Origin of the sequence: Pseudomonas sp. 3MA1, assembly GCF_029237275.1 — a bacterium.
Classification (GTDB): Bacteria; Pseudomonadota; Gammaproteobacteria; order Pseudomonadales; family Pseudomonadaceae; genus Aquipseudomonas; species Aquipseudomonas fluorescens_AP.
On record NZ_JAACFX010000007.1, the window covers coordinates 16142 to 38102 of the forward strand.

25 protein-coding genes are annotated in these 21961 nt (G+C 62.9%); 10 read left to right on the top strand and 15 right to left on the bottom strand.

Going from position 1 to position 21961, the window contains the following annotated elements:
* Positions 1 to 97: 97 nt before the first annotated feature.
* Entirely contained in the window at positions 98 to 1102 is a 1005-nt protein-coding gene (yejK, locus tag GWQ44_RS18990; protein WP_275928043.1) for a nucleoid-associated protein YejK, read from the top strand.
* Positions 1102 to 1455, top strand: a complete 354-nt coding sequence (locus tag GWQ44_RS18995) for a glutaredoxin family protein (RefSeq protein WP_253127237.1) — start codon at positions 1102 to 1104, stop codon at positions 1453 to 1455. Before yejK ends, GWQ44_RS18995 begins: the two co-directional genes overlap by 1 nt.
* A gap of 102 nt (positions 1456 to 1557) precedes the next feature.
* On the opposite strand, the gene GWQ44_RS19000 is transcribed toward GWQ44_RS18995, so the two are convergent.
* The 5 genes from GWQ44_RS19000 to GWQ44_RS19020 form a co-directional block, all read right to left on the bottom strand.
* Positions 1558 to 2493, bottom strand: coding sequence for a glutathione S-transferase family protein (locus GWQ44_RS19000; RefSeq protein WP_016965190.1), 936 nt, complete (start codon positions 2491 to 2493; stop codon positions 1558 to 1560).
* 88 nt (positions 2494 to 2581) lie between these two features.
* Positions 2582 to 2902: a GIY-YIG nuclease family protein gene (locus GWQ44_RS19005; protein WP_103741072.1), complete on the bottom strand. Its 321-nt coding sequence runs from the start codon at positions 2900 to 2902 to the stop codon at positions 2582 to 2584.
* Between the two features lie 54 nt (positions 2903 to 2956).
* Entirely contained in the window at positions 2957 to 3427 is a 471-nt protein-coding gene (locus GWQ44_RS19010) for a nuclear transport factor 2 family protein (RefSeq protein ID WP_275928044.1), read from the bottom strand.
* Positions 3428 to 3526: 99 nt separating this feature from the next.
* Positions 3527 to 4798 carry a CynX/NimT family MFS transporter gene (locus GWQ44_RS19015; protein WP_275928045.1) on the bottom strand — a complete coding sequence of 424 codons (1272 nt, stop codon included), beginning with the start codon at positions 4796 to 4798 and terminating at the stop codon, positions 3527 to 3529.
* Between the two features lie 13 nt (positions 4799 to 4811).
* Positions 4812 to 5471, bottom strand: coding sequence for a FadR/GntR family transcriptional regulator (locus GWQ44_RS19020; RefSeq protein WP_275928046.1), 660 nt, complete (start codon positions 5469 to 5471; stop codon positions 4812 to 4814).
* 165 nt (positions 5472 to 5636) lie between these two features.
* On the opposite strand from GWQ44_RS19020, the gene GWQ44_RS19025 reads away from it, so the two are divergent.
* Both GWQ44_RS19025 and GWQ44_RS19030 read left to right on the top strand, forming a co-directional pair.
* Positions 5637 to 5948 (top strand): type II toxin-antitoxin system MqsR family toxin, encoded by a 312-nt coding sequence (locus GWQ44_RS19025; RefSeq protein WP_179597993.1) that lies wholly within the window; start codon positions 5637 to 5639, stop codon positions 5946 to 5948.
* The gene (locus GWQ44_RS19030; protein WP_275928047.1) at positions 5945 to 6427 is read left to right on the top strand and encodes a type II toxin-antitoxin system MqsA family antitoxin; all 483 of its coding nucleotides are present in this window, start codon (positions 5945 to 5947) and stop codon (positions 6425 to 6427) included. Before GWQ44_RS19025 ends, GWQ44_RS19030 begins: the two co-directional genes overlap by 4 nt.
* Positions 6428 to 6492: 65 nt before the next feature.
* Here GWQ44_RS19030 and GWQ44_RS19035 read toward each other — a convergent pair whose 3' ends face one another.
* From GWQ44_RS19035 to GWQ44_RS19050, 4 genes are all read right to left on the bottom strand, one after another.
* Positions 6493 to 7257, bottom strand: coding sequence for an amino acid ABC transporter ATP-binding protein (locus GWQ44_RS19035; protein WP_016965197.1), 765 nt, complete (start codon positions 7255 to 7257; stop codon positions 6493 to 6495).
* Positions 7258 to 7267: 10 nt separating this feature from the next.
* Positions 7268 to 8365 carry an amino acid ABC transporter permease gene (locus GWQ44_RS19040; RefSeq protein ID WP_275928048.1) on the bottom strand — a complete coding sequence of 366 codons (1098 nt, stop codon included), beginning with the start codon at positions 8363 to 8365 and terminating at the stop codon, positions 7268 to 7270.
* Between the two features lie 10 nt (positions 8366 to 8375).
* Positions 8376 to 9557, bottom strand: coding sequence for an amino acid ABC transporter permease (locus GWQ44_RS19045; RefSeq protein ID WP_016965199.1), 1182 nt, complete (start codon positions 9555 to 9557; stop codon positions 8376 to 8378).
* Between the two features lie 65 nt (positions 9558 to 9622).
* Positions 9623 to 10651, bottom strand: a complete 1029-nt coding sequence (locus GWQ44_RS19050) for an amino acid ABC transporter substrate-binding protein (protein WP_016965200.1) — start codon at positions 10649 to 10651, stop codon at positions 9623 to 9625.
* A gap of 476 nt (positions 10652 to 11127) precedes the next feature.
* Between GWQ44_RS19050 and GWQ44_RS19055 the strand changes: the two genes are divergently transcribed.
* From GWQ44_RS19055 to GWQ44_RS19075, 5 genes are all read left to right on the top strand, one after another.
* Positions 11128 to 11784, top strand: a complete 657-nt coding sequence (locus GWQ44_RS19055) for an alpha/beta hydrolase (protein ID WP_016965201.1) — start codon at positions 11128 to 11130, stop codon at positions 11782 to 11784.
* 97 nt (positions 11785 to 11881) lie between these two features.
* Entirely contained in the window at positions 11882 to 13378 is a 1497-nt protein-coding gene (gene rhlB / locus GWQ44_RS19060) for an ATP-dependent RNA helicase RhlB (RefSeq protein WP_047301897.1), read from the top strand.
* Between the two features lie 120 nt (positions 13379 to 13498).
* Complete coding sequence (locus tag GWQ44_RS19065) at positions 13499 to 14452, top strand: ornithine cyclodeaminase family protein (protein WP_275928049.1); 954 nt, start codon at positions 13499 to 13501, stop codon at positions 14450 to 14452.
* A 34-nt stretch (positions 14453 to 14486) separates the two neighbouring features.
* The gene (locus GWQ44_RS19070) at positions 14487 to 15614 is read left to right on the top strand and encodes an FAD-binding oxidoreductase (RefSeq protein WP_275928050.1); all 1128 of its coding nucleotides are present in this window, start codon (positions 14487 to 14489) and stop codon (positions 15612 to 15614) included.
* A 90-nt stretch (positions 15615 to 15704) separates the two neighbouring features.
* Complete coding sequence (locus tag GWQ44_RS19075) at positions 15705 to 16334, top strand: transcriptional regulator (RefSeq protein WP_016964468.1); 630 nt, start codon at positions 15705 to 15707, stop codon at positions 16332 to 16334.
* Positions 16335 to 16428: 94 nt separating this feature from the next.
* Here the strand turns inward: GWQ44_RS19075 and GWQ44_RS19080 are convergent, their stop codons facing one another.
* From GWQ44_RS19080 to moaC, 4 genes are all read right to left on the bottom strand, one after another.
* A complete protein-coding gene (locus tag GWQ44_RS19080) occupies positions 16429 to 17205 on the bottom strand; it encodes an ABC transporter substrate-binding protein (RefSeq protein ID WP_199010738.1) in 777 nt (258 codons plus the stop codon).
* Between the two features lie 219 nt (positions 17206 to 17424).
* Positions 17425 to 17877, bottom strand: coding sequence for a molybdopterin synthase catalytic subunit MoaE (gene moaE / locus GWQ44_RS19085; protein WP_179598008.1), 453 nt, complete (start codon positions 17875 to 17877; stop codon positions 17425 to 17427).
* A gap of 1 nt (position 17878) precedes the next feature.
* A complete protein-coding gene (locus tag GWQ44_RS19090) occupies positions 17879 to 18121 on the bottom strand; it encodes a MoaD/ThiS family protein (RefSeq protein ID WP_016964466.1) in 243 nt (80 codons plus the stop codon).
* Positions 18118 to 18591, bottom strand: coding sequence for a cyclic pyranopterin monophosphate synthase MoaC (gene moaC / locus GWQ44_RS19095; protein ID WP_047284014.1), 474 nt, complete (start codon positions 18589 to 18591; stop codon positions 18118 to 18120). The genes GWQ44_RS19090 and moaC overlap by 4 nt, the downstream gene beginning before the upstream one ends.
* Before the next feature lie 179 nt (positions 18592 to 18770).
* Between moaC and GWQ44_RS19100 the strand changes: the two genes are divergently transcribed.
* Positions 18771 to 19217 carry a DMT family transporter gene (locus GWQ44_RS19100; protein WP_047301890.1) on the top strand — a complete coding sequence of 149 codons (447 nt, stop codon included), beginning with the start codon at positions 18771 to 18773 and terminating at the stop codon, positions 19215 to 19217.
* A 9-nt stretch (positions 19218 to 19226) separates the two neighbouring features.
* On the opposite strand, the gene GWQ44_RS19105 is transcribed toward GWQ44_RS19100, so the two are convergent.
* Together GWQ44_RS19105 and GWQ44_RS19110 are read right to left on the bottom strand one after the other, a co-directional pair.
* Positions 19227 to 20144: a LysR family transcriptional regulator gene (locus GWQ44_RS19105; RefSeq protein ID WP_275928051.1), complete on the bottom strand. Its 918-nt coding sequence runs from the start codon at positions 20142 to 20144 to the stop codon at positions 19227 to 19229.
* A 116-nt stretch (positions 20145 to 20260) separates the two neighbouring features.
* Positions 20261 to 21655: a PhoH family protein gene (locus tag GWQ44_RS19110; protein ID WP_016968495.1), complete on the bottom strand. Its 1395-nt coding sequence runs from the start codon at positions 21653 to 21655 to the stop codon at positions 20261 to 20263.
* Positions 21656 to 21961 lie beyond the last annotated feature (306 nt).

Genomic DNA, 21961 nt, shown 5'->3' on the forward strand with positions numbered 1-21961 from the left:
TTCATCGCCCGGCAAACCGCGCCCGAACCCTCGGCTGCGGTACACTGGGCACTTTTTCGGGGAGCCCGCCCTCCCCCTTCAATCAGCCGAGAAGCCCATGCCGATCCGTCATTGCATCGTCCACCTGATCGACAAAAAACCCGACGGCAGCCCCGCAGTTCTGCATGCCCGAGACTCCGAACTGGCAGAGTCCGCGGCCATCGAGAACATGCTCGCCGACCTCAATGAAAGCTATAACGCCAAACAGGGCAAAGCCTGGGGCCTGTTCCATCCCGAGTCCGGCGCTTTCCCCTTCAGCGGCTGGCTGAAGGAGTACCTGGACGGCGGCCAGGACTTCACCGCGTTCAGCCGGGTGGCGGTGGAACACCTGCAGAAGCTGATGGAGGAATCCAACCTGTCAGTGGGTGGCCACGTGCTGTTTGCTCATTACCAACAGGGCATGACCGACTACCTGGCCATCGCCCTGCTGCACCACAGCGAAGGCGTGGCCGTGACCGACGAGCTGGACGTGACGCCGTCGCGCCACCTGGACCTGGGCCAGTTGCACCTGGCGGCGCGGATCAACATCTCCGAGTGGCAGAACAACAAGCAGTCCAAGCAGTACATCTCCTTTATCAAGGGCAAGAACGGCAAGAAGGTCTCGGAGTATTTCCGCGACTTCATCGGCTGCCAGGAAGGCGTCGACGGCCCGGGCGAAACCCGCACCCTGCTCAAGGCCTTCAGCGACTTCGTCGAAAGCGAGGATCTGCCGGAAGAGTCGGCCAGGGAAAAGACCAAGACCCTGGTGGACTACGCCAGCAGCCAGGCCAAGCTCGGCGAGCCCATGGGCCTGGAGGAGCTCTCGGAACTGATCGACGAAGACCGTCCCAAGGCCTTCTACGATCACATCCGCAACAAGGATTACGGCCTGTCATCGGAGATCCCCGCGGACAAACGCACCCTCAATCAGTTCCGCCGCTTCACCGGCCGCGCCGAAGGTTTGTCCATCAGCTTCGAGGCCCACCTGCTGGGTTCGAAGATCGAGTACGACGAAGAAGCCGGGACCCTGATCATCAAGGGCCTGCCGACCCAGCTGACCGACCAGCTCAAGCGCCGCAACTGATGCTCCAGGGGGTATTGAAGAAGTTCTTGCTGATCCTGCTGGTGGTGGTGATCTACCAGCACTGGGGCAAGATCGAGCGCCTGTTCAACCCTTCGGCGGTGGTCAGCGAAGAGATCCGCAGCCAGGCTCGGGTGGTGCTATACGCCACCGACTGGTGCGGCTACTGCAAGGCCACCCGGCGCTTTCTCGATCAGAAGGGCATTCCCTACCGCGAGTTCGACATCGAGAAAGATGCCGAGGCGCGTAAGGCCTACACCGCTCTGGGTGGTGCCGGGATTCCGATCCTGGATGTAAATGGAACCCTGATCCGCACCTATGATCCCGATGCGATCATGGCGGCGCTGCAACCGTAAGCACCGGCGATCCGACGCGGCGTTTGCCGGCGAAGGGGCCGGCAGATCGTGCACCGATCTTGGGGACGCCTTCGCTGGCAAGCCAGCGCCTACAGGTGTGGATCACTGCGCCTGGATGCGGAAACCCAGCCGCGGGAAGTGCACGTGCACCACACCGGCACGTGGATCTTCACGGCGCAGGATCAACTCTTCAGTGCCGGCGAACAGCAACTCGCCCGCCACCGGATCAACGCCGTAGTCGGTGGCGGCGATCAGCACTTGCTGCCCCGCCGCAAAGCCATTTGGATCGACAAACTGCTCATCAGGCAGGGCTGCCGGGGTAGCGCTGCGCGACACCTCAAGCGCCTCTTCGGCGCTCATCTCGGTGAAGGAGCCATGGCCAAAGCCCAGTACCCGCGCCAACCAGGCGGATACCGCCGGATACTCGTCCACCAGCGGCGCAGTCACTGGCGTGCCCTTGAGGAACCACAGCGGGTGAGCCAGGGCGATATCGGCAATCGACGGCTCGCCAAACAGGAAGTCCCCCGGCTCGCGCTGCAGCTGCTGCTCCAGACGCGCCATGAGGGTCGGCCACTGATGCTTGGCCACGTCCAGGGGCAGTCGGCTGGCGCTGCCGCCACTGAACAACCCGGCGCGGTCGGCCATGAAGGCCTTGACCGCTTCCGGCGGCAGCTTGCCAAAGCGCACGGCCGCCGATTCGGGCTGGAACACCAGGGTCACCGCATGCTGGAACACCACCGAGTCGACCCAGGCGGCGAAAGTCGCGCTGATCATTTCCTGGCCTTCGGGGAACAGCGCCGGCGAGGCTTTTTCCTGCTCCAGGCGCCGGGCGATCAAGGCCGTGTCGCAATAGATATCCGCGCCGATCTGCAACACCGGAGTCTTGCGATAGCCACCGGTCAGGGCCGTGAGATCAGGTTTGGGCATGACCGGGGAGATCTTCACGGAGCGCCAGGACAGGCCCTTGAAACCCAGGAGCAAGCGGGCTTTTTCCGCGAAGGGAGAAGTCGGGTAATGGTGCAGGATCAACTCTGACATGCTGGGGTCCGCCACAAGAGGGAGAGCGCTGAAGCTTAGCGCGCAATCCGTGGGCGGCCTACAGATGCAACTGATGAGAACCTATCAGTCAGATTGATGCCGCGGCGCTGGCCGAAGCCACCAGGCACTCCTTGGCACTCTTCCTGAGTTTCTTGATCAGCCGCTCCTGGCGCAGGGCCTCGCTCTTGTCTCGGCAGGCTTCGGTGTAGACCAGGGCCACCGCCGGGCTGGAGAGAAAGAAACGCGCGCCCTTGCCGCTCTGGTGCTTGGCGAAGCGCTTCACCGGGTCGTCGCTGATGCCGCAGTACAGAGCGCCGTTGGCCGCGCGCACCAGGTACACAAACCAGGGTTTGCTGGCCGGCGCGGCCAGGTCGGCGGCAATCACGGGGGATGGATCGGGGCTGCTCACAAAAACCATCGGGGCCTGTGGATAACAAGCCGCGATCTTAGCAGAGGATGGCGTTCAGCGACCGCTCTGGAAGGCCTTGAGGCCTTTGCGGGCCTGGGCGCGAACGGCATTCTTCAGCAGCGGCGTCCAGCCCAGCAACAGGCCCTTGGCCCCCAGGGCCTGACGCGCCCAGCGCCACAGGTCGAAATGATCGTGGTGCTCGCAGATCTTGCCGTCGCGAAACACGAAGCGCGCCTGAATGTCATTGACCACGGTGTTGCCGGTCTGGCTGAACAGGTAGGTGGCGACCCAGTGCGCACCACCCGAGCGCTCGTCGGCACGCACCTGATCGAAGGTCAGGGAAAAGTCCTTGGCCCGGGACGTGAGCATGCGCCACATGTCACCGGCGTCACGTCCGCGCAATTCGCCGAAGGCCGGATCACTGAATACGATGTCCTCGGTGTAGCAGGCGCTCATGGCCTCGGCATCGAGCCGCTGGAAGGCCTGGTAGAACTCGGTAATCAGGGCGCGATGGGCATCACTCATGAACGGACTCCGCAAGGGTAAGGGGGATGCAGCACAATAATCCGCAACCCCGGCGAACACTATCGGCATTTGCCAGGCAAATACCGACAGCGAAGCCCGTCAGATTCTCTCGCTCTGCACCTGCACATACAGCGAACGGCCGGCGCCCAACCCGGCGATGATTGCCCCGCTGCCCAACACCGCGAAAATCCAGCCCACGGCGTTCCAGCCACCGGTCCAGTCATGCGCCAGCCCCACCGCAAACGGCCCCATGGACGCCAGGGTGTAGCCGACGCCCTGGGCCATGCTCGACAGGTTGGCCGCCACATGGGTGTCCCGCGAGCGCAGCACGATCAGGGTCAGGGCCAGGCTGAAGGTGCCGCCCTGCCCCAGGCCCAGCAGGATCGCCCAGCCCCACAAGCCGTCCAGCGGCGCATACAGGCAACCGAACAGGCCGCCCAGGGTCATCAGCATGACCAACACGATGGCCAGGCGCTGGTCCTTGCCCCGGGTCGCCAGCCAGGGCGCCGCCAGGGAGCTGGCCAGCTGCACGATCACCGATCCCGAGAGCACCAGTCCGGCCTGGGTCGGACTCAGCCCGCGACCGATCAGGATCGACGGCAACCAGCCAAACACGATGTACGCCAGGGACGATTGCAGGCCCATGTACAGGGTCACCTGCCACGCCAGGGGGTCACGCAGCAACCCGCGCACACGGAAGGCCACATGATGGGCGCCGTGTTTGTGCCCCACCTGCGGCAACCAGAACAGCGCCGCCGCCAGCGCCGGCACCACCCAGAACCCCAGGCCCATGGCCCAGCTGTCTCCGAAATGCTGGCTCAGGGGCACCGTCGCGCCGGCCGCCATCGCCGCCCCCAGGCACAGGGCCATGGTGTAGACCCCGGTCATGGTGCCGGCATGCCGAGCGAAGTCACGCTTGACGATGCCCGGCAGCAGCACCCCGATCACGCCGATGCTGGCCCCGGCCAGGACGCTCCCGGCAAAGACGCCGAACTCACCGAGCGAGCTGCGCAGGACAATGCCCAGGGCCAGGGTCAGGAGAATCCCCAACACCACCCGCTCGGCACCGAAGCGCCGGGCCAGCAGCGGCGCCAGAGGCGCGAACAGCCCCAGGCACAACACCGGCAAGGTGGTCAGCAACCCCGCCTTGGCCGCCGACAGGCCCAGGCTCTGGGAAACGTCACTGAGCAACGGCGCCATGCTCGACAGTGCCGGACGCAGGTTCAGCGCCACCAGAATCAGCCCCAGCAGCAACAGCCAGGGCCGGCGCAAGGGTGCAGGGGCCTGCTGGACTGGTTCGTCATCGGCCTCGGCGTCGATCAGCAATTCTGGAGGCGATGGGGTGTTCGGAGGGGCCTGGTGGTTGGACATAAAGGTCTCGGATTCAGGATTCGTTGATCAACTGGCGGGAAAGGTTCTTGGCCCGCTCGGGGTCGCCTTGCTCGATGGCATCCAGCAGGTGCTGATGGAGATCGAAGACGTCCTGGCGACGCGGAGTCAGGGTCAGGGTCTGGCGCAACTGCGCGCCGACCACGCTGGAAAAATAACGGTACAGCTGGCTGAGGGTCGGGTTGTGGGCGGCATCCACCAGGCGCTGGTGAAAGACCAGGTCGCAGCCGATGTAGCTTTCCAGATCGCCATGAAAATGCCCGCTGCTGGCCTGCAAGGCTTGCTTCAGGGCCTGCAGGTCCTCGTCGGTGCGGCGCAGGGCCGCCAGGCCGACCGCCTCCACCTCAAGGATCTGCCGGGTTTCCCGGGCCTGTTCCAGGGAGCACTGGGACAGGGCCTGGAGCATGTCCAGTGGATCGGCCACCGCTCGCAGATAACTGCCGTCGCCCTGGCGGATCTCGATCAGTCCGGAGAACGCCAGCACCCGCATGGCTTCGCGCACGGTATTGCGGCTGATGCCCAGTTCATGGGCCAGTTCCGGCTCGGTGGGCAAGCGCTGGCCGACCCGCCAGACACCGCTGTTGATGCGTTTGCGCAGTTGCTCCAGGGCCTGGTCGACCAGGGATTTTTTGATCAGGGGGGATGTTTCGCTCATGGGACTCGCTCAATCATCCAATCATCGGATGAATTGCCCGACATGGTATTCAGGCTTTTCCGAGAGTTCAACGTTTTAGGCTGGAGGAGGCACTTTCGCCAAGGCAAACAGGCCTTGACAAAAAACCCTATAAGGGTAATTTCGATCAAGCCTCAAGGGTGTCTCATGGAAAAGAAAACACCTCACCATGACCTGTCGCTGATCAAGGCGCAGGTCGCTCGGCAAGGGGCACAAGCCTTCACTCGAAGCGCATTGCGCTGCGGCAAGGAACTCGGATTGTCCCTGGCCGACATGCAACGAGCGATAGCCGGACTCCAGGGCAGCCTGTTCTACAAATCGATGACCACCTATGGCGATCATCGGCTGTGGCAGGACGTGTATTACACCCGCATCGATAACTGGACGCTCTACATCAAGGTCACCTACCGCCCCGGTGCAGGGCCTCCGGTGATCTCCTTCAAGGAGGCAGAGACATGAAACGGCAACAATGCTACAGCTGCGGCGCCCCGACCGGCATGCTGGCCTTCGAGCAGCGCAGCGAGCTCATCGACTACCGGCACCTGCAGCGTCACCTCCATGGCCTGGCGGGCTGGGAATGCCAGGAATGCGGTGAAATCGAATTCGACGCCGCCAGTGCAGAACGCTACGCCGCCGCGGGCGACCAATTGCTGGAGGAGTACCGGCAAAGCGTCGCCACCGACATCAAGCGCATCCGCCGCAAGCTGCACCTCTCGCAGAAGGAAGCGGTCAAACTGCTGTCCGGCGGCGGGCACAATGCCTTTTCCCGCTACGAGCGCGGCGAAGTCGGCGTGCCCCAACCGCTGTATGTGCTGATGCGCCTGCTGGATCGCCACCCACGGTTGATGAAGGACGTACTGGAGCTGGGCGAACCACGGCCGGCGCCCTCGACCTTGGGCGCCCCCGCCGAACCACAGCTCGGCGCTGCCGGCGGTTGAACGCCGGGCAAAAATAAACCCGGAGCCAGTCCGGGTTTATCGTCAGCGCGGGCCCTGGATCAGGATCAATGCAGGATCTGGCTCAGGAACAGCTTGGTGCGATCGTTTTGCGGGTTGTCGAAGAAGTCGTTCGGTGCCGCCTGTTCAACGATCTCGCCCTTGTCCATGAAGATCACCCGGTTGGCCACGGTGCGGGCAAAGCCCATTTCGTGGGTCACGCAGAGCATGGTCATGCCGTCTTCGGCCAGGCCGATCATGGTGTCCAGCACCTCCTTGACCATTTCCGGGTCCAGGGCCGAGGTCGGTTCGTCGAACAGCATGATCTTGGGCTTCATGCACAGCGCCCGGGCAATCGCCACCCGTTGCTGCTGGCCACCGGACAGCTGGCCCGGGTACTTGTTGGCCTGCTCCGGAATGCGCACCCGCTCCAGGTAATGCATGGCGATTTCCTCGGCCTTGCGCTTGGGCATCTTGCGCACCCACATCGGCGCCAGGGTGCAGTTCTGCAAGATGGTCAGGTGTGGAAACAGGTTGAAGTGCTGGAACACCATGCCCACTTCCCGGCGGATGGCCTCGATCTGCTTGAGGTCGTTGGTCAGCTCCACGCCGTCCACCACGATGCGCCCCTGCTGGTGCTCTTCCAGGCGATTGAGGCAACGGATGGTGGTGGATTTGCCCGAACCCGAAGGCCCGCACAGCACGATGCGCTCACCTTGGCGGACGTTGAGGTTGATGTCCTTCAACACGTGGAACTGGCCGTACCACTTGTTCACACCCTGCATCTGAATAATGCCTTCAGGGCCCACAGGCTTTTTGTTCGCTTCACTCATGGAGGTACTCCTAACGCTTGTGGCCTGTGTCCAACTTACGCTCCAGATGCATGGAGTAGCGGGACATACCGAAACAGAAAATCCAGAACACCAGGGCCGCGAAGACATAGCCTTCGGTGGCCATGCCCAGCCATTTGGGGTCGGCGGCGGCTTGCTTGACGCTGTTGAGCAGGTCGAACAGACCGATGATGATCACCAGGCTGGTGTCCTTGAACAGGGCGATAAAGGTGTTGACGATGCCGGGAATCACCAGCTTCAGGGCCTGGGGCAGAATCACCAGGCCCATGGCCCGCCAGTAACCCAGGCCCATGGCCGCAGCCGCTTCGTACTGGCCCTTGGGAATGGCTTGCAGGCCACCGCGCACCACCTCGGCTACATAGGCCGACTGGAACAGGATCACCCCGATCAAGGCCCGCAGCAGCTTGTCGAAGTTCATGCCCTCGGGCAGGAACAGCGGCAGCATCACCGAGGACATGAACAGCACGGTGATCAGCGGCACGCCGCGCCAGAACTCGATGAAGGTCACGCAGACCACGCGGATCGCCGGCAGGTTGGAACGTCGTCCCAAGGCCAGCAGGATCCCCAGCGGCAAGGCTCCGGCAATCCCCACCGTGGCAATCACCAGGGTCAGCATCAGACCGCCCCATTGGCTGGTGGCGACGTTGCTCAAGCCCAGGTAACCGCCATGCAGCAGGGTGTAGGCCAGCACCGGGTACCACACCAGGAAACACAGGCCGTAGATCGCCTTGCGCGGAAAGCGCGAGATGAACAACGGCGCCACGCCGATCACCGCCAGCCACACGGTCAGGTCCACTCGCCAGCGCAGTTCCACCGTGTAGTAGCCATACATGAACTGGCCGAAACGCTGCTGGATGAACACCCAGCAGGCGCCGTCCTTGGTGCAGTCGGCACGGGTGGTGCCGACCCAGTTGGCGTCGAGGATCGCCCAGTGCAGAAGCGGCGGCACCACCAGGTAGATCAGGTAGAAGGCAAACAGGGTCAACAGGGTGTTGAGCCAGCTGGAAAACATGTTGGCGCGCATCCACGCCAGCACCCCGATACTGCGGCTGGGCGGCGGCATGTCGGGCTTGAAAATATGAGTCGTCATGGGCGCTTCCTCACCGCTCGATCAGCGCAATGCGCTTGTTGTACCAGTTCATCAGCAGGGAAATGCTGATGCTGATCGCCAGGTACACGCTCATGGTGATGGCAATGACCTCGATGGCCTGGCCGGTCTGGTTGAGCACCGTGCCGGCGAACAGCGAAACCATTTCCGGGTAACCGATACCGGCGGCCAGGGACGAGTTCTTCGCCAGGTTCAGGTATTGGCTGGTCAGCGGCGGAATGATCACCCGCAGGGCCTGGGGAATGATCACCTTGCGCAGGGTCGGACCGTTGCGCAGCCCCAGGGAGCGGGCCGCCTCGGTCTGGCCGTGGCTCACCGACTTGATCCCGGAACGCACGATCTCGGCGATGAAGGCCGCGGTGTAGACGGTCAGGGCCAGGGTCAGGGCCAGCAGCTCGGGGATCAGCACCCAACCGCCAACGAAGTTGAAGCCTTGCAGCTTCGGCAACTCCCAATGCACCGGCGAGCCGAAAACCAGCATGCACAGCGCCGGAATCACCAGCAGCAGCGCCAGGCCGGTCCAGAACTTGTGGAACGGCACCCCAGTGTCTTCAAAGCGTTTGTTGGCCCAGCGGCACATCAGCACGATGGCGACGATGGCCAGCACCACACTCGCCACGAACGCCCAGAACCCCGGGGCCATCTGCGCCGCCGGCATGTTCAGGCCCCGGCTGCTGACAAAGAAGGTGTCGCCGAAGTTGTGGCTGTTGCGCGGCCCCGGCATGGTCAGGAACACCGCGAAGTACCAGAACAGGATCTGCAGCAGCGGCGGAATGTTGCGGAACACTTCCACATACACCGTCGCCAGCTTGCTGATGATCCAGTTCTGCGACAGCCGCGCCACGCCGATGATGAACCCCAGCAGAGTCGCCAGGATCACCCCGATAAAGGTCACCAGCAGCGTATTGAGCAGGCCGATGACGAAGACCCGGGCATAACTGTCCGCTTCGGTGTAGGCAATCAGGTGTTGAGCGATGCCGAACCCGGCGCTGCGCTCAAGAAAGTCGAAACCCGAGGTGATACCCCGGTGCTGCAGGTTGGTTTGCGTGTTGTCGAACAGAAACCAGCCCAGCGAAACCACCGCCACGAGGGTGATGATCTGGAACAGCCAGGCGCGCACACGCGGATCGCTGAGGCTAAGCCTCTGCTTGGGTGCGCCGATTGAATTTTGCATGAAGTGCCCCAGGAATAATGGAACAGAACATCACCCGGCGGTTGGCCCGCCGGGTGATAGAACCATCAGCGCACAGGTGGTGCGTATTGGATGCCGCCGTTGTTCCACAGCGCGTTCAGGCCGCGGTCGATGGCCAGTGGCGTGCTCTTGCCGAGGTTTTTCTCGAACACTTCACCGTAGTTACCTACTTGCTTGACGATCTGTACTACCCAGTCCTTCGGCAGTTTCAGGTCTTTGCCGTATTCACCGTCCGCGCCCAGCAGACGTGCTACATCAGGGTTCTTGGTCGACTTGGCTTCAGCTTCGACGTTTTTCGAAGTGATGCCCGCCTCTTCGGCGTTGAGCATGGCGAACAGGGTCCACTTGACGATGCTGAACCACTCTTCGTCGCCCTTACGCACCACCGGGCCCAGCGGCTCCTTGGAGATGGTCTCCGGCAGCACGACATAATCGGTCGGGGTGGCCAGCTTGCTGCGCTGTGCGTAGAGCTGGGACTTGTCGGAGGTCAGCACGTCGCAACGCCCGGATTCCAGGGACTTGGCGCTTTCATCGGAGGTATCAAAGGTGATCGGGGTGTATTTCAGACCATTGCCACGGAAGTAGTCCGACACGTTCAGCTCGGTAGTAGTACCGGCTTGAATACAGATGGTCGCGCCGTCCAGCTCCTTGGCACTTTTCACACCCAGTTTGTTGTTCACCAGGAAGCCGATGCCGTCGTAATAAGTGACACCGGCGAACATCAGGCCCATGCCCGCATCGCGGGAGCTGGTCCAGGTGGTGTTGCGCGACAGCACGTCGATTTCGCCGGATTGCAGCGCGGTGAAGCGCTCCTTGGCGTTCAACTGGCTGAACTTGACCTTGGTCGCATCACCGAATACCGCAGCAGCCACTGCGCGGCAGACGTCGGCGTCGATCCCGAGGATCTTGCCGGTCGCATCCGGTACCGAGAAGCCCGGCAAACCATCACTGACGCCGCACTGTACGAAACCTTTCTTCTGTACTGCATCCAGAGTCGCACCCGCCTGTGCGAAACCGCTTGTAGCCAGTACCGTGGCCGCCGTGACAGCGGCCAGGGTGGATTTCAACATCTTCATTCAAACCTCCAGTTTTGCTCTTGTTGTGTCGGAGCTTGAGTCCTGCCGCACCCTCATGAGGCGCTGTTGACCCGTGTCGGCTTTTTTATGGGGTCAAGCGGCGTAAGACCTTCGCTATGAGTCTAGTAGGAGAAATCCACGTAATGGGGGGCCTACATCTCACCAATCGGCCGAACGGGCTGTAGCCCTTTGCCGTTCGCAAAGCCCGTAGCGGCCATTGGCGAACCGGTATCAGAGGAGGTTGGCTATGCCATCGCCCGCGGTAGCCTGTTAGTGTTACCGCCGGCAGAGCGTGCTATCACTTCCACTCCTCTTTCTGAGCCATAGCAAAGCCCGTACCACAGTTCCGGCTAAAGCGTTTCAGCCAGTGGTCAATAGCAAAACGTTCAACCGTGCGACATCTTCTTCACCGATCAACCGGGCGCGCCCCTTAACCTCGCACTCAATCAGCGCGCACGCACAAAAATGGAGCAGCCATGACCGAGCCCTTGATTCTTCAGCCCAGCAAGCCCGCAGATGCCTGTGTGATCTGGCTTCATGGCCTGGGAGCGGACCGTTACGACTTCCTGCCGGTGGCCGAGATGCTGCAGGAAAAACTCTTGAGCACCCGCTTCGTCCTGCCCCAGGCGCCGACCCGTGCCGTGACCATCAATGGCGGATATGCCATGCCCAGCTGGTACGACATTTTGGCCATGAACCCGGCTCGTGCGATCAGTCGCGAACAGCTCGATGAATCGTCCGATGAAGTCATCAGACTTATCGAGGAACAACGCGCCAGCGGAATAGACGCCTCGCGAATCTTCCTGGCCGGTTTCTCCCAGGGCGGTGCCGTGGTGCTGCACACCGCCTTCCTCAAATGGCAGGGTCCATTGGGTGGCGTACTTGCCCTCTCCACCTATGCCCCGACCTTTGGCGACGAACTGCAACTTTCCGCCAGTCAACAGCGGATTCCGGTGCTGTCGCTGCACGGCCAGTACGACGAAGTGGTGCAAAACGCCATGGGCCGCACCGCCTACGAGTACCTGAAACAGCATGGTGTCACCGTGACATGGCAGGAATACCCAATGGGGCACGAGGTGTTACCAGAAGAAATCCGCGACATCGGCACCTGGCTGAACGAGCGTTTGCGCTAGAAAAACCGCCTCAAGCCGGGGCCCAGAGCAACAGACTACGCCGCGCCCGTTTCTTGCATTACACTGGCCGGCGTACATTCCTTAACCAATTGATGAGATGACCGTGCTCAAAGCACTCAAGAAAATCTTCGGTAAAAGCGAGGCTGAGCCGCTCGCGCCAAGCCCCAGCGCCCCCTCCCCCAGTTCCAGCAGCCGCAACGACGGCCGTCAGCCGGAACGGAGCGCCCCCGCTACCGCAGCTAAAAAAGAACCGGTGAACACATCGGCCGCCCCTTGCGCTCCCAAAGCGCCGCGCCAAGAGAAGCCCAAGGCCGAACAACCCAAGCCTGAGCAGCCGCGCCGTCCGCGCGCGCCCAAGCCGCCGGCCAATCCCTGGAAACTTGAAGACTTCGTGGTCGAACCCCAGGAGGGCAAGACCCGCTTCCACGACTTCAAGCTGGCTCCGGAACTGATGCACGCCATCCAGGACCTGGGCTTTCCTTATTGCACGCCGATCCAGGCCCAGGTGCTGGGCTATACCCTGGCGGGCAAGGACGCCATCGGCCGGGCCCAGACCGGCACCGGCAAGACCGCCGCGTTCCTGATCTCGATCATCACCCAGTTGCTGCAAACCCCGCCGCCCAAAGAGCGCTACATGGGCGAGCCTCGGGCGCTGATCATTGCCCCGACCCGAGAGCTGGTGGTGCAGATCGCCAAGGACGCCGCGGCGCTGACCAAGTACACCGGCCTCAACGTCATGACCTTCGTCGGCGGCATGGATTTCGACAAGCAGCTCAAGCACCTGGAAGCCCGCCACTGCGACATCCTGGTGGCCACCCCGGGCCGCCTGCTGGACTTCAACCAGCGCGGCGACGTGCACCTGGACATGGTCGAAGTGATGGTGCTCGACGAAGCCGACCGCATGCTCGATATGGGCTTCATCCCGCAAGTACGGCAGATCATTCGCCAGACCCCGCCCAAGAGCGAACGCCAGACCCTGCTGTTCTCCGCCACCTTCACCGATGACGTGATGAACCTGGCCAAGCAATGGACCACCGACCCGGCAATCGTCGAGATCGAGGCCGAGAACGTCGCCAGCGAAAACGTCGAACAGCACATCTATGCCGTGGCCGGGGCCGACAAGTACAAGCTGCTGTACAACCTGGTCACCGACAACGGCTGGGAACGGGTCATGGTCTTCGCCAACCGCAAGGACGAAGTGCGGCGCATCGAAGAACGCCTGGTACGCGACGGCGTGAACGCCGCCCAGCTGTCCGGCGACGTGCCGCAGCACAAGCGGATCAAGACCCTGGAAGGCTTCCGCGAAGGCAAGATACGGGTCCTGGTGGCCACCGACGTGGCCGGCCGTGGCATCCACATCGACGGCATCAGCCACGTGATCAACTTCACCCTGCCGGAAGTGCCGGACGACTACGTGCACCGCATCGGCCGTACCGGGCGTGCCGGGGCCGAGGGCGTGTCCATCAGCTTTGCCGGCGAGGACGACTCCTACCAGCTGCCATCGATCGAAGCCCTGCTGGGGCGCAAGATCAGCTGCGAGATGCCGCCCGCCGAGCTATTGCGCCCAGTGGAGCGCAAACGCCCGCAAGCCTGATCACGGTCGCCGCGAAAAAACGCAGCCATCACCGGCTGCGTTTTTTTTCGCCTGGATATTGCCCACCAAAACTAAAAGTCCATAATGGACAAATTAGTTTAATTTGATGGGAGCTCTTGCATGTCCAGCACGCCCTACCTGATTGCCCGGCCCGAAGCCCGCCAGTTGCTCGGGCAAATCGACGTCCCGCAGATCCTGCGCAAACTGTTCCGCGACCTGGCCGCCGGGCTCGCCGTGCAACCGGCGCAGCAGCTGGTGGAGTTTCCCCAGGGCGCCGGCGACTTCATCAATTACCTCGGGGTGCTGGCTGAGGATCGGGTGTACGGGGTCAAGACTTCGCCCTACATCGTTCGCGCCGAAGGCCCGCTGGTGACCGCCTGGACCCTGCTGATGTCCATGGACAGCGGCCAGCCGCTGCTGCTGTGCGACGCCGCCGAACTGACCACCGCGCGCACCGCCGCCACCACGGCGGTCGCCGTCGAGGCACTGGCCACGCCCGAGGCCCGGCACCTGACGATCATCGGCAGCGGCGCGGTGGCCCAGGCTCACCTGCACTACGTGAAAGACCTGCGCCCCTGGCAGAGCATCCGCCTCTATTCCCCAAGCCTGGCGAGCAAGCCCGCCGAGGAGCTTGCACAGCTCCAGGCCCTCGACCCGCGCCTGCAACTGGTTCCCGAACTGGAAGCAGCTGTCGAAGACGCCGACGTGATCATGCTCTGCACCTCGTCCGCCGGACCGGTCATCGATCCCCGCACCCTCGACAAGCCGGCGCTGATCACCTCCATCAGCACCAACGCGCCACGGGCCCATGAAGTACCGCCCGCGGCCCTGCCGGAGCTGCAGGTCTACTGCGACTACCGGCGCACCACCCCGGGCTCGGCCGGCGAGATGCTGATTGCCGGCGAACAGCACGGCTGGGACAGCGCGACGATCCTCGGCGACCTGCCGGAGCTGCTCAGCGGCCAGGCCCGGCGCCCCAGCGCCGAGCGCCATGTGTTCTTCCGCTCCATCGGCCTGGGCCTAGAAGACATCGCCCTGGCCAATGCCCTGTACCACTTGCAACGCCAGCCATGAGCCCCCGTCACCTGCATTTTTTCCGGAGTTATCCATGACCCAGGCAGACTTCATCATCATCGGCGGCGGTATCGCCGGGGCCTCCACCGGCTACTGGCTGTCGCGCCACGGCCGGGTCATCGTGCTGGAACGCGAATCGCACCCGGCCTACCACTCCACCGGCCGTTCCGCCGCGCTCTACACCGCCGCCTATGGCACCGCTCAGGTGCGAGCCCTGACCCTGGCCAGCCGGGACTTTTTCGACCACCCGCCGGAAGGTTTCTGCGAACACCCACTGCTGACCCCACGGGGCGAAATGACCGTGGACTTCAACGGTGACCCGGCCGAACTGAACAGCCAATACCTGAGCGCCAAGGCCTCGGTGCCGGAGATGCAACTGCTCAGTGCAGACGAAGCCTGTGCACGCCTGCCGATCCTGCGCCGCGAAAAGGTCCATGGCGCCCTCTACGACCCCAGTGCCAGCGACATCGACACCGACGCCCTGCACCAGGGCTACCTGCGGGGCATTCGCCGCCATCAGGGGCAGGTCCATACCAACCATGAAGTGCTGGGCTTGCAGCGCGATGAACAAGGGCTGTGGCAGGTCCAAACCAATGGCCAGACCTTCAGCGCGCCGCTGCTGATCAACGCCGCCGGCGCCTGGGCCGACCAGATCGGCGCCATGGCCGGCGCCCGCCCCCTGGGCCTGCAACCCAAGCGCCGCGCGGCCTTTATCTTCCCCGGCCCCGAAGGGCTCGATACTCACCACTGGCCGATGCTGGTGAGCCTGGACGAATCCTTCTACATGAAGCCCGACGCCGGTATGTTCCTCGGCTCGCCGGCCAACGCCGACCCGGTCGAGCCCCACGATGTGCAGCCCGAAGAGCTGGACATCGCCCTGGGCATCTACCAGATCGAAGAAGCCACCACCCTGAGCATCCGACGTCCGACCCGGACCTGGGCCGGCCTGCGCAGTTTTGTCAGCGACGGCGATCTGCTGGCCGGCTTCGATCCCCAGGTGCCCGGGCTGTTCTGGGTCGCCGGGCAAGGCGGCTACGGCATCCAGACCTCCCCGGCCATGGGCCAGGCCAGCGCCGCCCTGGTACGGGGCCAGCCACTGCCGGAACCGCTGACCCGCTTCGGCCTCACGCCCGACCTGCTGTCCCCTGCCCGCCTGGGCTGAAACGGCCCTCGGGATGACGCGCCCGAACGATTGCGGCACACTCCCAGCGCCCGCTAACGACGGGCGCCGATGCCGCCTGGAGTACGACCCATGACCTCACCCGCAAAGGACCCTGCCCTGGACAATTTCCGGGCGATTGCCGATGCCATTGCCACGTTGTTTTTCCCTCACGCCGAGGTGGTGCTCCACGACCTGCGCACGCAGAAGATCGACTACATCGCCAACAACCTGTCCAAGCGCGAAGTGGGCGACGATGCGGCCCTGGAAGACCTGCTCAGCGGCGACAGCGACGAACGCAACATCGGCCCCTATGAAAAGCTCAACTGGGACGGACAGAAGATCCGCAGCCTCAGCAGCGTGCTGCGCGACAGCCACGGCCAGCCAATGGCCGTGCTGTGCATCAACCTGAACATCTCGCTGCTGGAAAACGCCAAGGCGGCGCTGGACCTGTTTCTCTCACCGAGCAAGCTGATTCCCCAGCCCGACTCGCTGTTTCGTGATGACTGGCAAGAGCGCATCAACACCTTCCTGCACAACTGGCTGCGCGAACGCCAGCTGGGGCTGAACCTGCTGACCCGCGATCACAAGCGCGAACTGGTACTGGCCCTGCACGCCGAGGGCGCCTTCAAGGGCAAGAGCGCCTCCAACTACGTCGCCAACGTGCTGAACATGGGCCGAGCGACGGTGTACAAGCACCTGAAGGAATTGAAGGGCCAATGAAGGTTCGCGAGCAAGCTCGCTCCTACACGCAATTGCACAACACCTGTAGGAGCGAGCTCGCTCGCGAAGGCGTCCTCAAGAACGCCGCAACGTCTCAATCCCCATAAATATCCGACTTGAAGTACTTGGCCTGGATCTTCTGATATTCGCCCTTGGCGCGAATCTCATCGATGGCCTTGTTCAACTCGCCCACCAGTTCACTGTTGCCCTTGCGCACCGCGATCCCCGCGCCCTCGCCGACGTACTTGGGATCCTTCAACTCGGGCCCGACAAAGGCGTAGTCGGCGCCCCGTGGCATCGACAGGAAATCCTCCAGGGGAATGGTGTCGGCGAAGATCGCGTCCAGGCGCCCGGCCGCCAGGTCCATGTAGATCTCTTCGTTGTTGCTATAGCGCACCACCTTGATGCCCTTGGGTTCGAAGACCTCGGTGGCGAAACGGTCGGTGGTGGTGGAACGCTGCACGCCTACGGTCTTGCCCTTGAGGCTGGCGTACTGTTCATCCACCACCGCGCCCTTTTTCATCACCAGGCGCGACGAGGTGAAGTAGTACTTGTGGGTGAAGTCCACCGATTTGCGGCGTTCCGCGGTGATGGTCATGGAGGACAGCGCGGCGTCGATCTTCTTCACTTTCAACGAGGGAATCAGACCGTCGAACTCGCCCTCGACCCACTCGCACTTGACCTGCATCTGCGCGCACAGGGCATTGCCGATGTCGTAGTCGAAACCGCCGATCTTGCCGTCGGCGGTCTTGAAGGCGAACGGCGGATACGCCGCCTCGATACCCAGGCGCAGGGTTTTCTCGGCAGCCATCAGGCTGCTGCACGCCAACAGGCTCAAGGCCAGGCCACTGATGAGGGGGAATTTTTTCATGTTCGATCTCTCGCGGGTTGTTGTTGGTTTGGCAAGACAGAAGGAAAGGATGAAACGGAGGACGCGTATTTGTACTTGTAATTCCATACTGGACTTTTACGTACATATCGTCAACGGCGCGCGCAACGACTTATCCCCAGCGGTCGGCGGGAACAGTCGCAGTCGATTACAGATTGGATTGCGGCGGACTCGGGGGCGCCGCCGGCCAGCATCAGGGGATCAGTCTTTCCAGCGCGCGGCCGCCGCGTGGTCACTGTCGCGGCCTTCCACCCAACGGGGGCCGTCGGCAGTGTTTTCCTTTTTCCAGAACGGCGCCCGGGTCTTCAGATAATCCATGACAAAGGCGCAGGCATCGAACGCCGCCTGGCGATGGGCACTGGCCGCGCCGACAAAAACGATGGGCTCGCCCGGCTCCAGGGCGCCGATGCGGTGCAGCACCTCCAATTGCAACAGCGGCCAGCGTTGCTCGGCTTCAGCCGCAATCTTGCCCAGGGCCTTTTCGGTCATGCCCGGGTAGTGCTCCAGGAACATGCCGTGCACGTCCTGGCCGTCATTGAAGTCGCGCACGTAGCCGACAAAGCTGACCACCGCGCCAACCCCGGTATTGGCGGCGTGCATGGCGTTGACTTCGGCGCCGGGATCGAAGGCCGCGGATTGCACACGGATCGCCATCTCAGCCTCCGGTCACGGTGGGAAAGAACGCCACTTCATCGCCGTCCGCCAGGGGTTCGTCCAGCTGGCACAGCTCTTCGTTGCGGGCGCACATCAGATTCTGTTCGGCCAATACACTGGCGCCCTCGCGGGACAGCAGCGCCTGGCGCACATCGTCGACACAGGCAAAGTCACCCTCGACAAGCAGGCCATCGAGCCCCAGCGCCTCACGGTAACGGGCAAAGAACTTCACCGAGATCCTCATGCGTCAGCCACCCGGTAATCGCCGCTTTTGCCACCGCTCTTCTCCAGCACCCGCACGCCTTCGATGGTCATGCCGCGGTCCACGGCCTTGCACATGTCGTAGATGGTCAGCGCGGCGACGCTGGCGGCGGTCAGCGCTTCCATTTCCACCCCGGTCTGCCCCGACAGCTTGCAACGCGCCACGATGTGCACGCTGTCCTCGCCCTGGGCACTGAGCTCGACCTTGACACTGGTCAGCATCAAGGGATGGCACAGGGGAATCAGGTCACTGGTCTTCTTCGCCGCCTGGATCCCGGCGATGCGCGCCACGGCAAAGACATCGCCCTTGGGGTGACCGCCACTGACGATCATCTGCAGGGTTTGCGGGAGCATGCGCACCCGCGCTTCGGCCGCCGCCTCGCGAAAGGTCACGGCCTTGTCGGTGACGTCGACCATATTGGCGCGCCCTTGGGAATCGAGATGAGTCAGCACGGCGTTACTCCTGATCAGGTGGGCCGATTGTAAACCTGCGGGTCAGTTTTTCGCACGGGGCATCTGCCCGCGCCAACCGGCAATCAGCCCGACGAATATCCCGCATCAGAACAACGAATTGGAGCCCGGCTGCGGATAAACGTACAACAGCGCCTACGTCCAAAAAAGGAAGTCGCTCCATGGCCTTGTTCGTTTCGATCCTGCTCAGCCTGCTCGCCGGTTTCGCCGTGCCCCTCCAGGCCGGGACCAACGCCCGCCTGGGCACCCTGCTGGGGCATCCACTGTGGGCCACCGGTGTTTCGCTGCTGGTCAGCCTGCTGGTGCTGGGGGTCCTGCTGCTGTTCATCAAGGTGCCCAAGCCCAATCTCATGGCCGCGCTGCAAGGCCCCTGGTGGATCTGGATGGGCGGCCTGGCCGGGGTGCTCTACATCACCGTGGCGCTGTTGATGGCACCGCGCCTGGGGGCGCTGAATTTCATCATGGTGGTGATCATCGGCCAGTTGTTGATCTCGCTGATCATCGACTACTTCGGCCTGGTGGGCCTGCCACGCAAGGACATCAGCCTGCAGAAACTGATCGGCGTGCTGGTGGTGATCGGCGGTTTCGTCATCACCACCCGAGGCTGAGAGGCCGCCTCAGTCCTGGGCCACGCTGGCCAGCCGGACCTGCTCACGCAACCAGCGATGGGCCAGGTCATCGCTGAAACGCGAATGCCAGATCTGCACGAACTTGAAGGGCGCAATGTTCAGCGGCGGAGTCAGGCGCAGCAGTCCGGGCTGCAGCGGGATCTCGTCCAGGGTGCGACTGGCCACGGTGAGGATCAGGTCGGTGCCACGGATCAGGTTCGGCGCCGCGCCCCAATGAGGCACGCTGAACGCAATCTGCCGCTGCAGGCCTTCGTCTGCCAGGCGCTGATCGACCTCACCGTTGAAGCAACCATCCATCGATACCTGCAAATGCGGACGCGCCAGATAGGTGCTCAAGTCCAGGCTTTGCTCCGCGCCCAAGGTGCTGCCATCCACCAGGCAAGAGAAGGTTTCTGCAAACAGCACCTCCTTGACGATCTCTCCCCCGAGGCTGGGAAACACCCCCAGGGCCAGGTCGATCTGGCCCTGGGCAATCTGCTCGGACATCTGGTGCCGGCTGCCCTGGGTCACCACCAGGCGCATCAGTGGCGCCTCGCCGCGCAGGCGCACCAGCAACCGGGGCAGGACGATGGCCGCCGCGTAATCTGACATCGCCAGGTGAAAGATCCGCTGGGAGCTGGCCGGGTCGAAGTCCAGGGATTTGCCGAGCAAGGTTTCGATCTGGCTGAGAATCTCCTTGAGGGGCGCCTGCAGGCTGCGGGCCAGGGGGCTGAGCAGCACGTCGTTGCCCTGGCGGATAAGCAGCGGATCATCCAGCAGCACCCGCAGCTTGCCCAGGGAATGGCTGATGGCCGGCTGGCTCAGGTGCAGGCGCTCGCCGGTGCGGGTCACGTGTTTTTCTGTCAGCAAGGCATCGAGGATTACCAACAGATTCAGGTCGATATTGCGCAGGGAAACGCGGGTCATCCGGTGTTTTCCAACTGGGAAGCGCTCGGCGGCGGGGAGCCGCAGAATAACCCAGTGCCGCAGGCCGAATGCAAAACGGGCGACCCGAAGGCCGCCCGTGCTGGAAGCAATTGAGGTTACAGATGGCTTTCCGCGTACTCCGCCAGGATCGAGCGCGGCACCCCTTGCAGGGTGATGTGCACGCCGTTGGGGAAGTCCTTGAAACGTTCGGTGAGGTAGGTCAGGCCCGAGCTGGTGGCCGACAGGTAAGGGGTGTCGATCTGCGCCAGGTTGCCCAGGCACACCACTTTGGAACCGGCGCCGGCACGGGTGATGATGGTTTTCATCTGGTGCGGGGTGAGGTTCTGGCATTCGTCGATCAGGATCAGGCTCTGCTGGAAGCTGCGACCGCGAATGTAGTTCAGGGATTTGAACTGCAACGGCACCTTGCTGAGGATGTAGTCGACGCTGCCGTGGGTGTTCTCGTCATCCATGTGCAGGGCTTCGAGGTTGTCGGTAATGGCGCCCAGCCAGGGTTCCATCTTCTCCGCCTCGGTGCCCGGCAGGAAGCCGATCTCCTGGTCCAGCCCCTGCACGCTGCGGGTGGCGATGATGCGCCGGTAGCGCTTGCTGACCATGGTCTGCTCGATGGCCGCGGCCAGGGCCAGGATGGTCTTGCCGGAGCCAGCGGCGCCGGACAGGTTGACCAGGTGGATGTCCGGATCGAGCAGCGCGTACAGCGCCAGGCCCTGGTAGATGTCTCGCGGTTTCAGGCCCCAGGCTTCCTGGTGCAACAGGGGTTCCTGATGCAGGTCGAGGATCAGCAGCACGTCGGCGCGGATCTCCTTGATCCAGCCGACGAAGCCCTGTTCGTCGATGATGAATTCATTGATGTGCACCGCCGGCAGGTTGTCGATCAACTGCACCTGGTGCCAGGTACGACCATGGTCCTGGCGGGTTTCCACTTTGCTTACGCGGTCCCAGAACGAGCCGCTCATGTTGTGGAAACCATTGGGCAGCAGGGACACGTCGTCCACCAGCTGGTCGGTGCTGTAGTCCTCGGCGGCGATCCCGCAGGCCCGCGCCTTGAGGCGCATGTTGATGTCTTTGGTCACCAGCACCACGGGCAGGTCCTTGTTGCGCGCGTGCAGGTCGATCAGCTGGTTGATGATGATGTTGTCGTTGAGGTTCTCCGGCAACAGGCTGTTGGGCTCGTTGCGCTTGCTCATCAGGATCGACAGCAAGCCCTTGGGCCCGCTCTTGCCGCGCTGGATCGGCACCCCCAGCTCGACATCCTCGGGCGAGGCCTCGCCCAGGGTCTTGTCGATCAGGCGGATCGCCTGGCGGCATTCCGCGGCCACGCTGTGATGCCCGCTCTTGAGCTTGTCCAGCTCTTCGAGAACGGTCATGGGAATGGCGACGTGGTGTTCTTCGAAATTCAGTAAGGCGTTGGGATCGTGAATCAATACATTGGTATCGAGTACATAAAGGATTGGCTGGTTGGAAGAAGCGCTACGTCCGTGGTCATCCATACTCGGTCACCTTATGTGGGAGCCAGTCGACGCAATACCATGGGGTATCGCGCCTCGAATGACCACCGAATTCACCCGCAGGGGGGTCAGGTGAGCTGCACACAAGGAGTCTTGGAAGACGCCACCTGTGTCGCAGGTTTCGGCGGTCTGAGTTCGTAATACTCCAAAAACCGTGACAGGAAAACGCACTTTGACGCTTTTTTGATGTTTATTTTTCAGAGTGACGAAAAGCCCTTGGCGCACCGCCTGCTCACCGTTAAAGTCGGAAGTCCGCCTGCCTCGAAATCCCGTCGAAATCCACCCCTT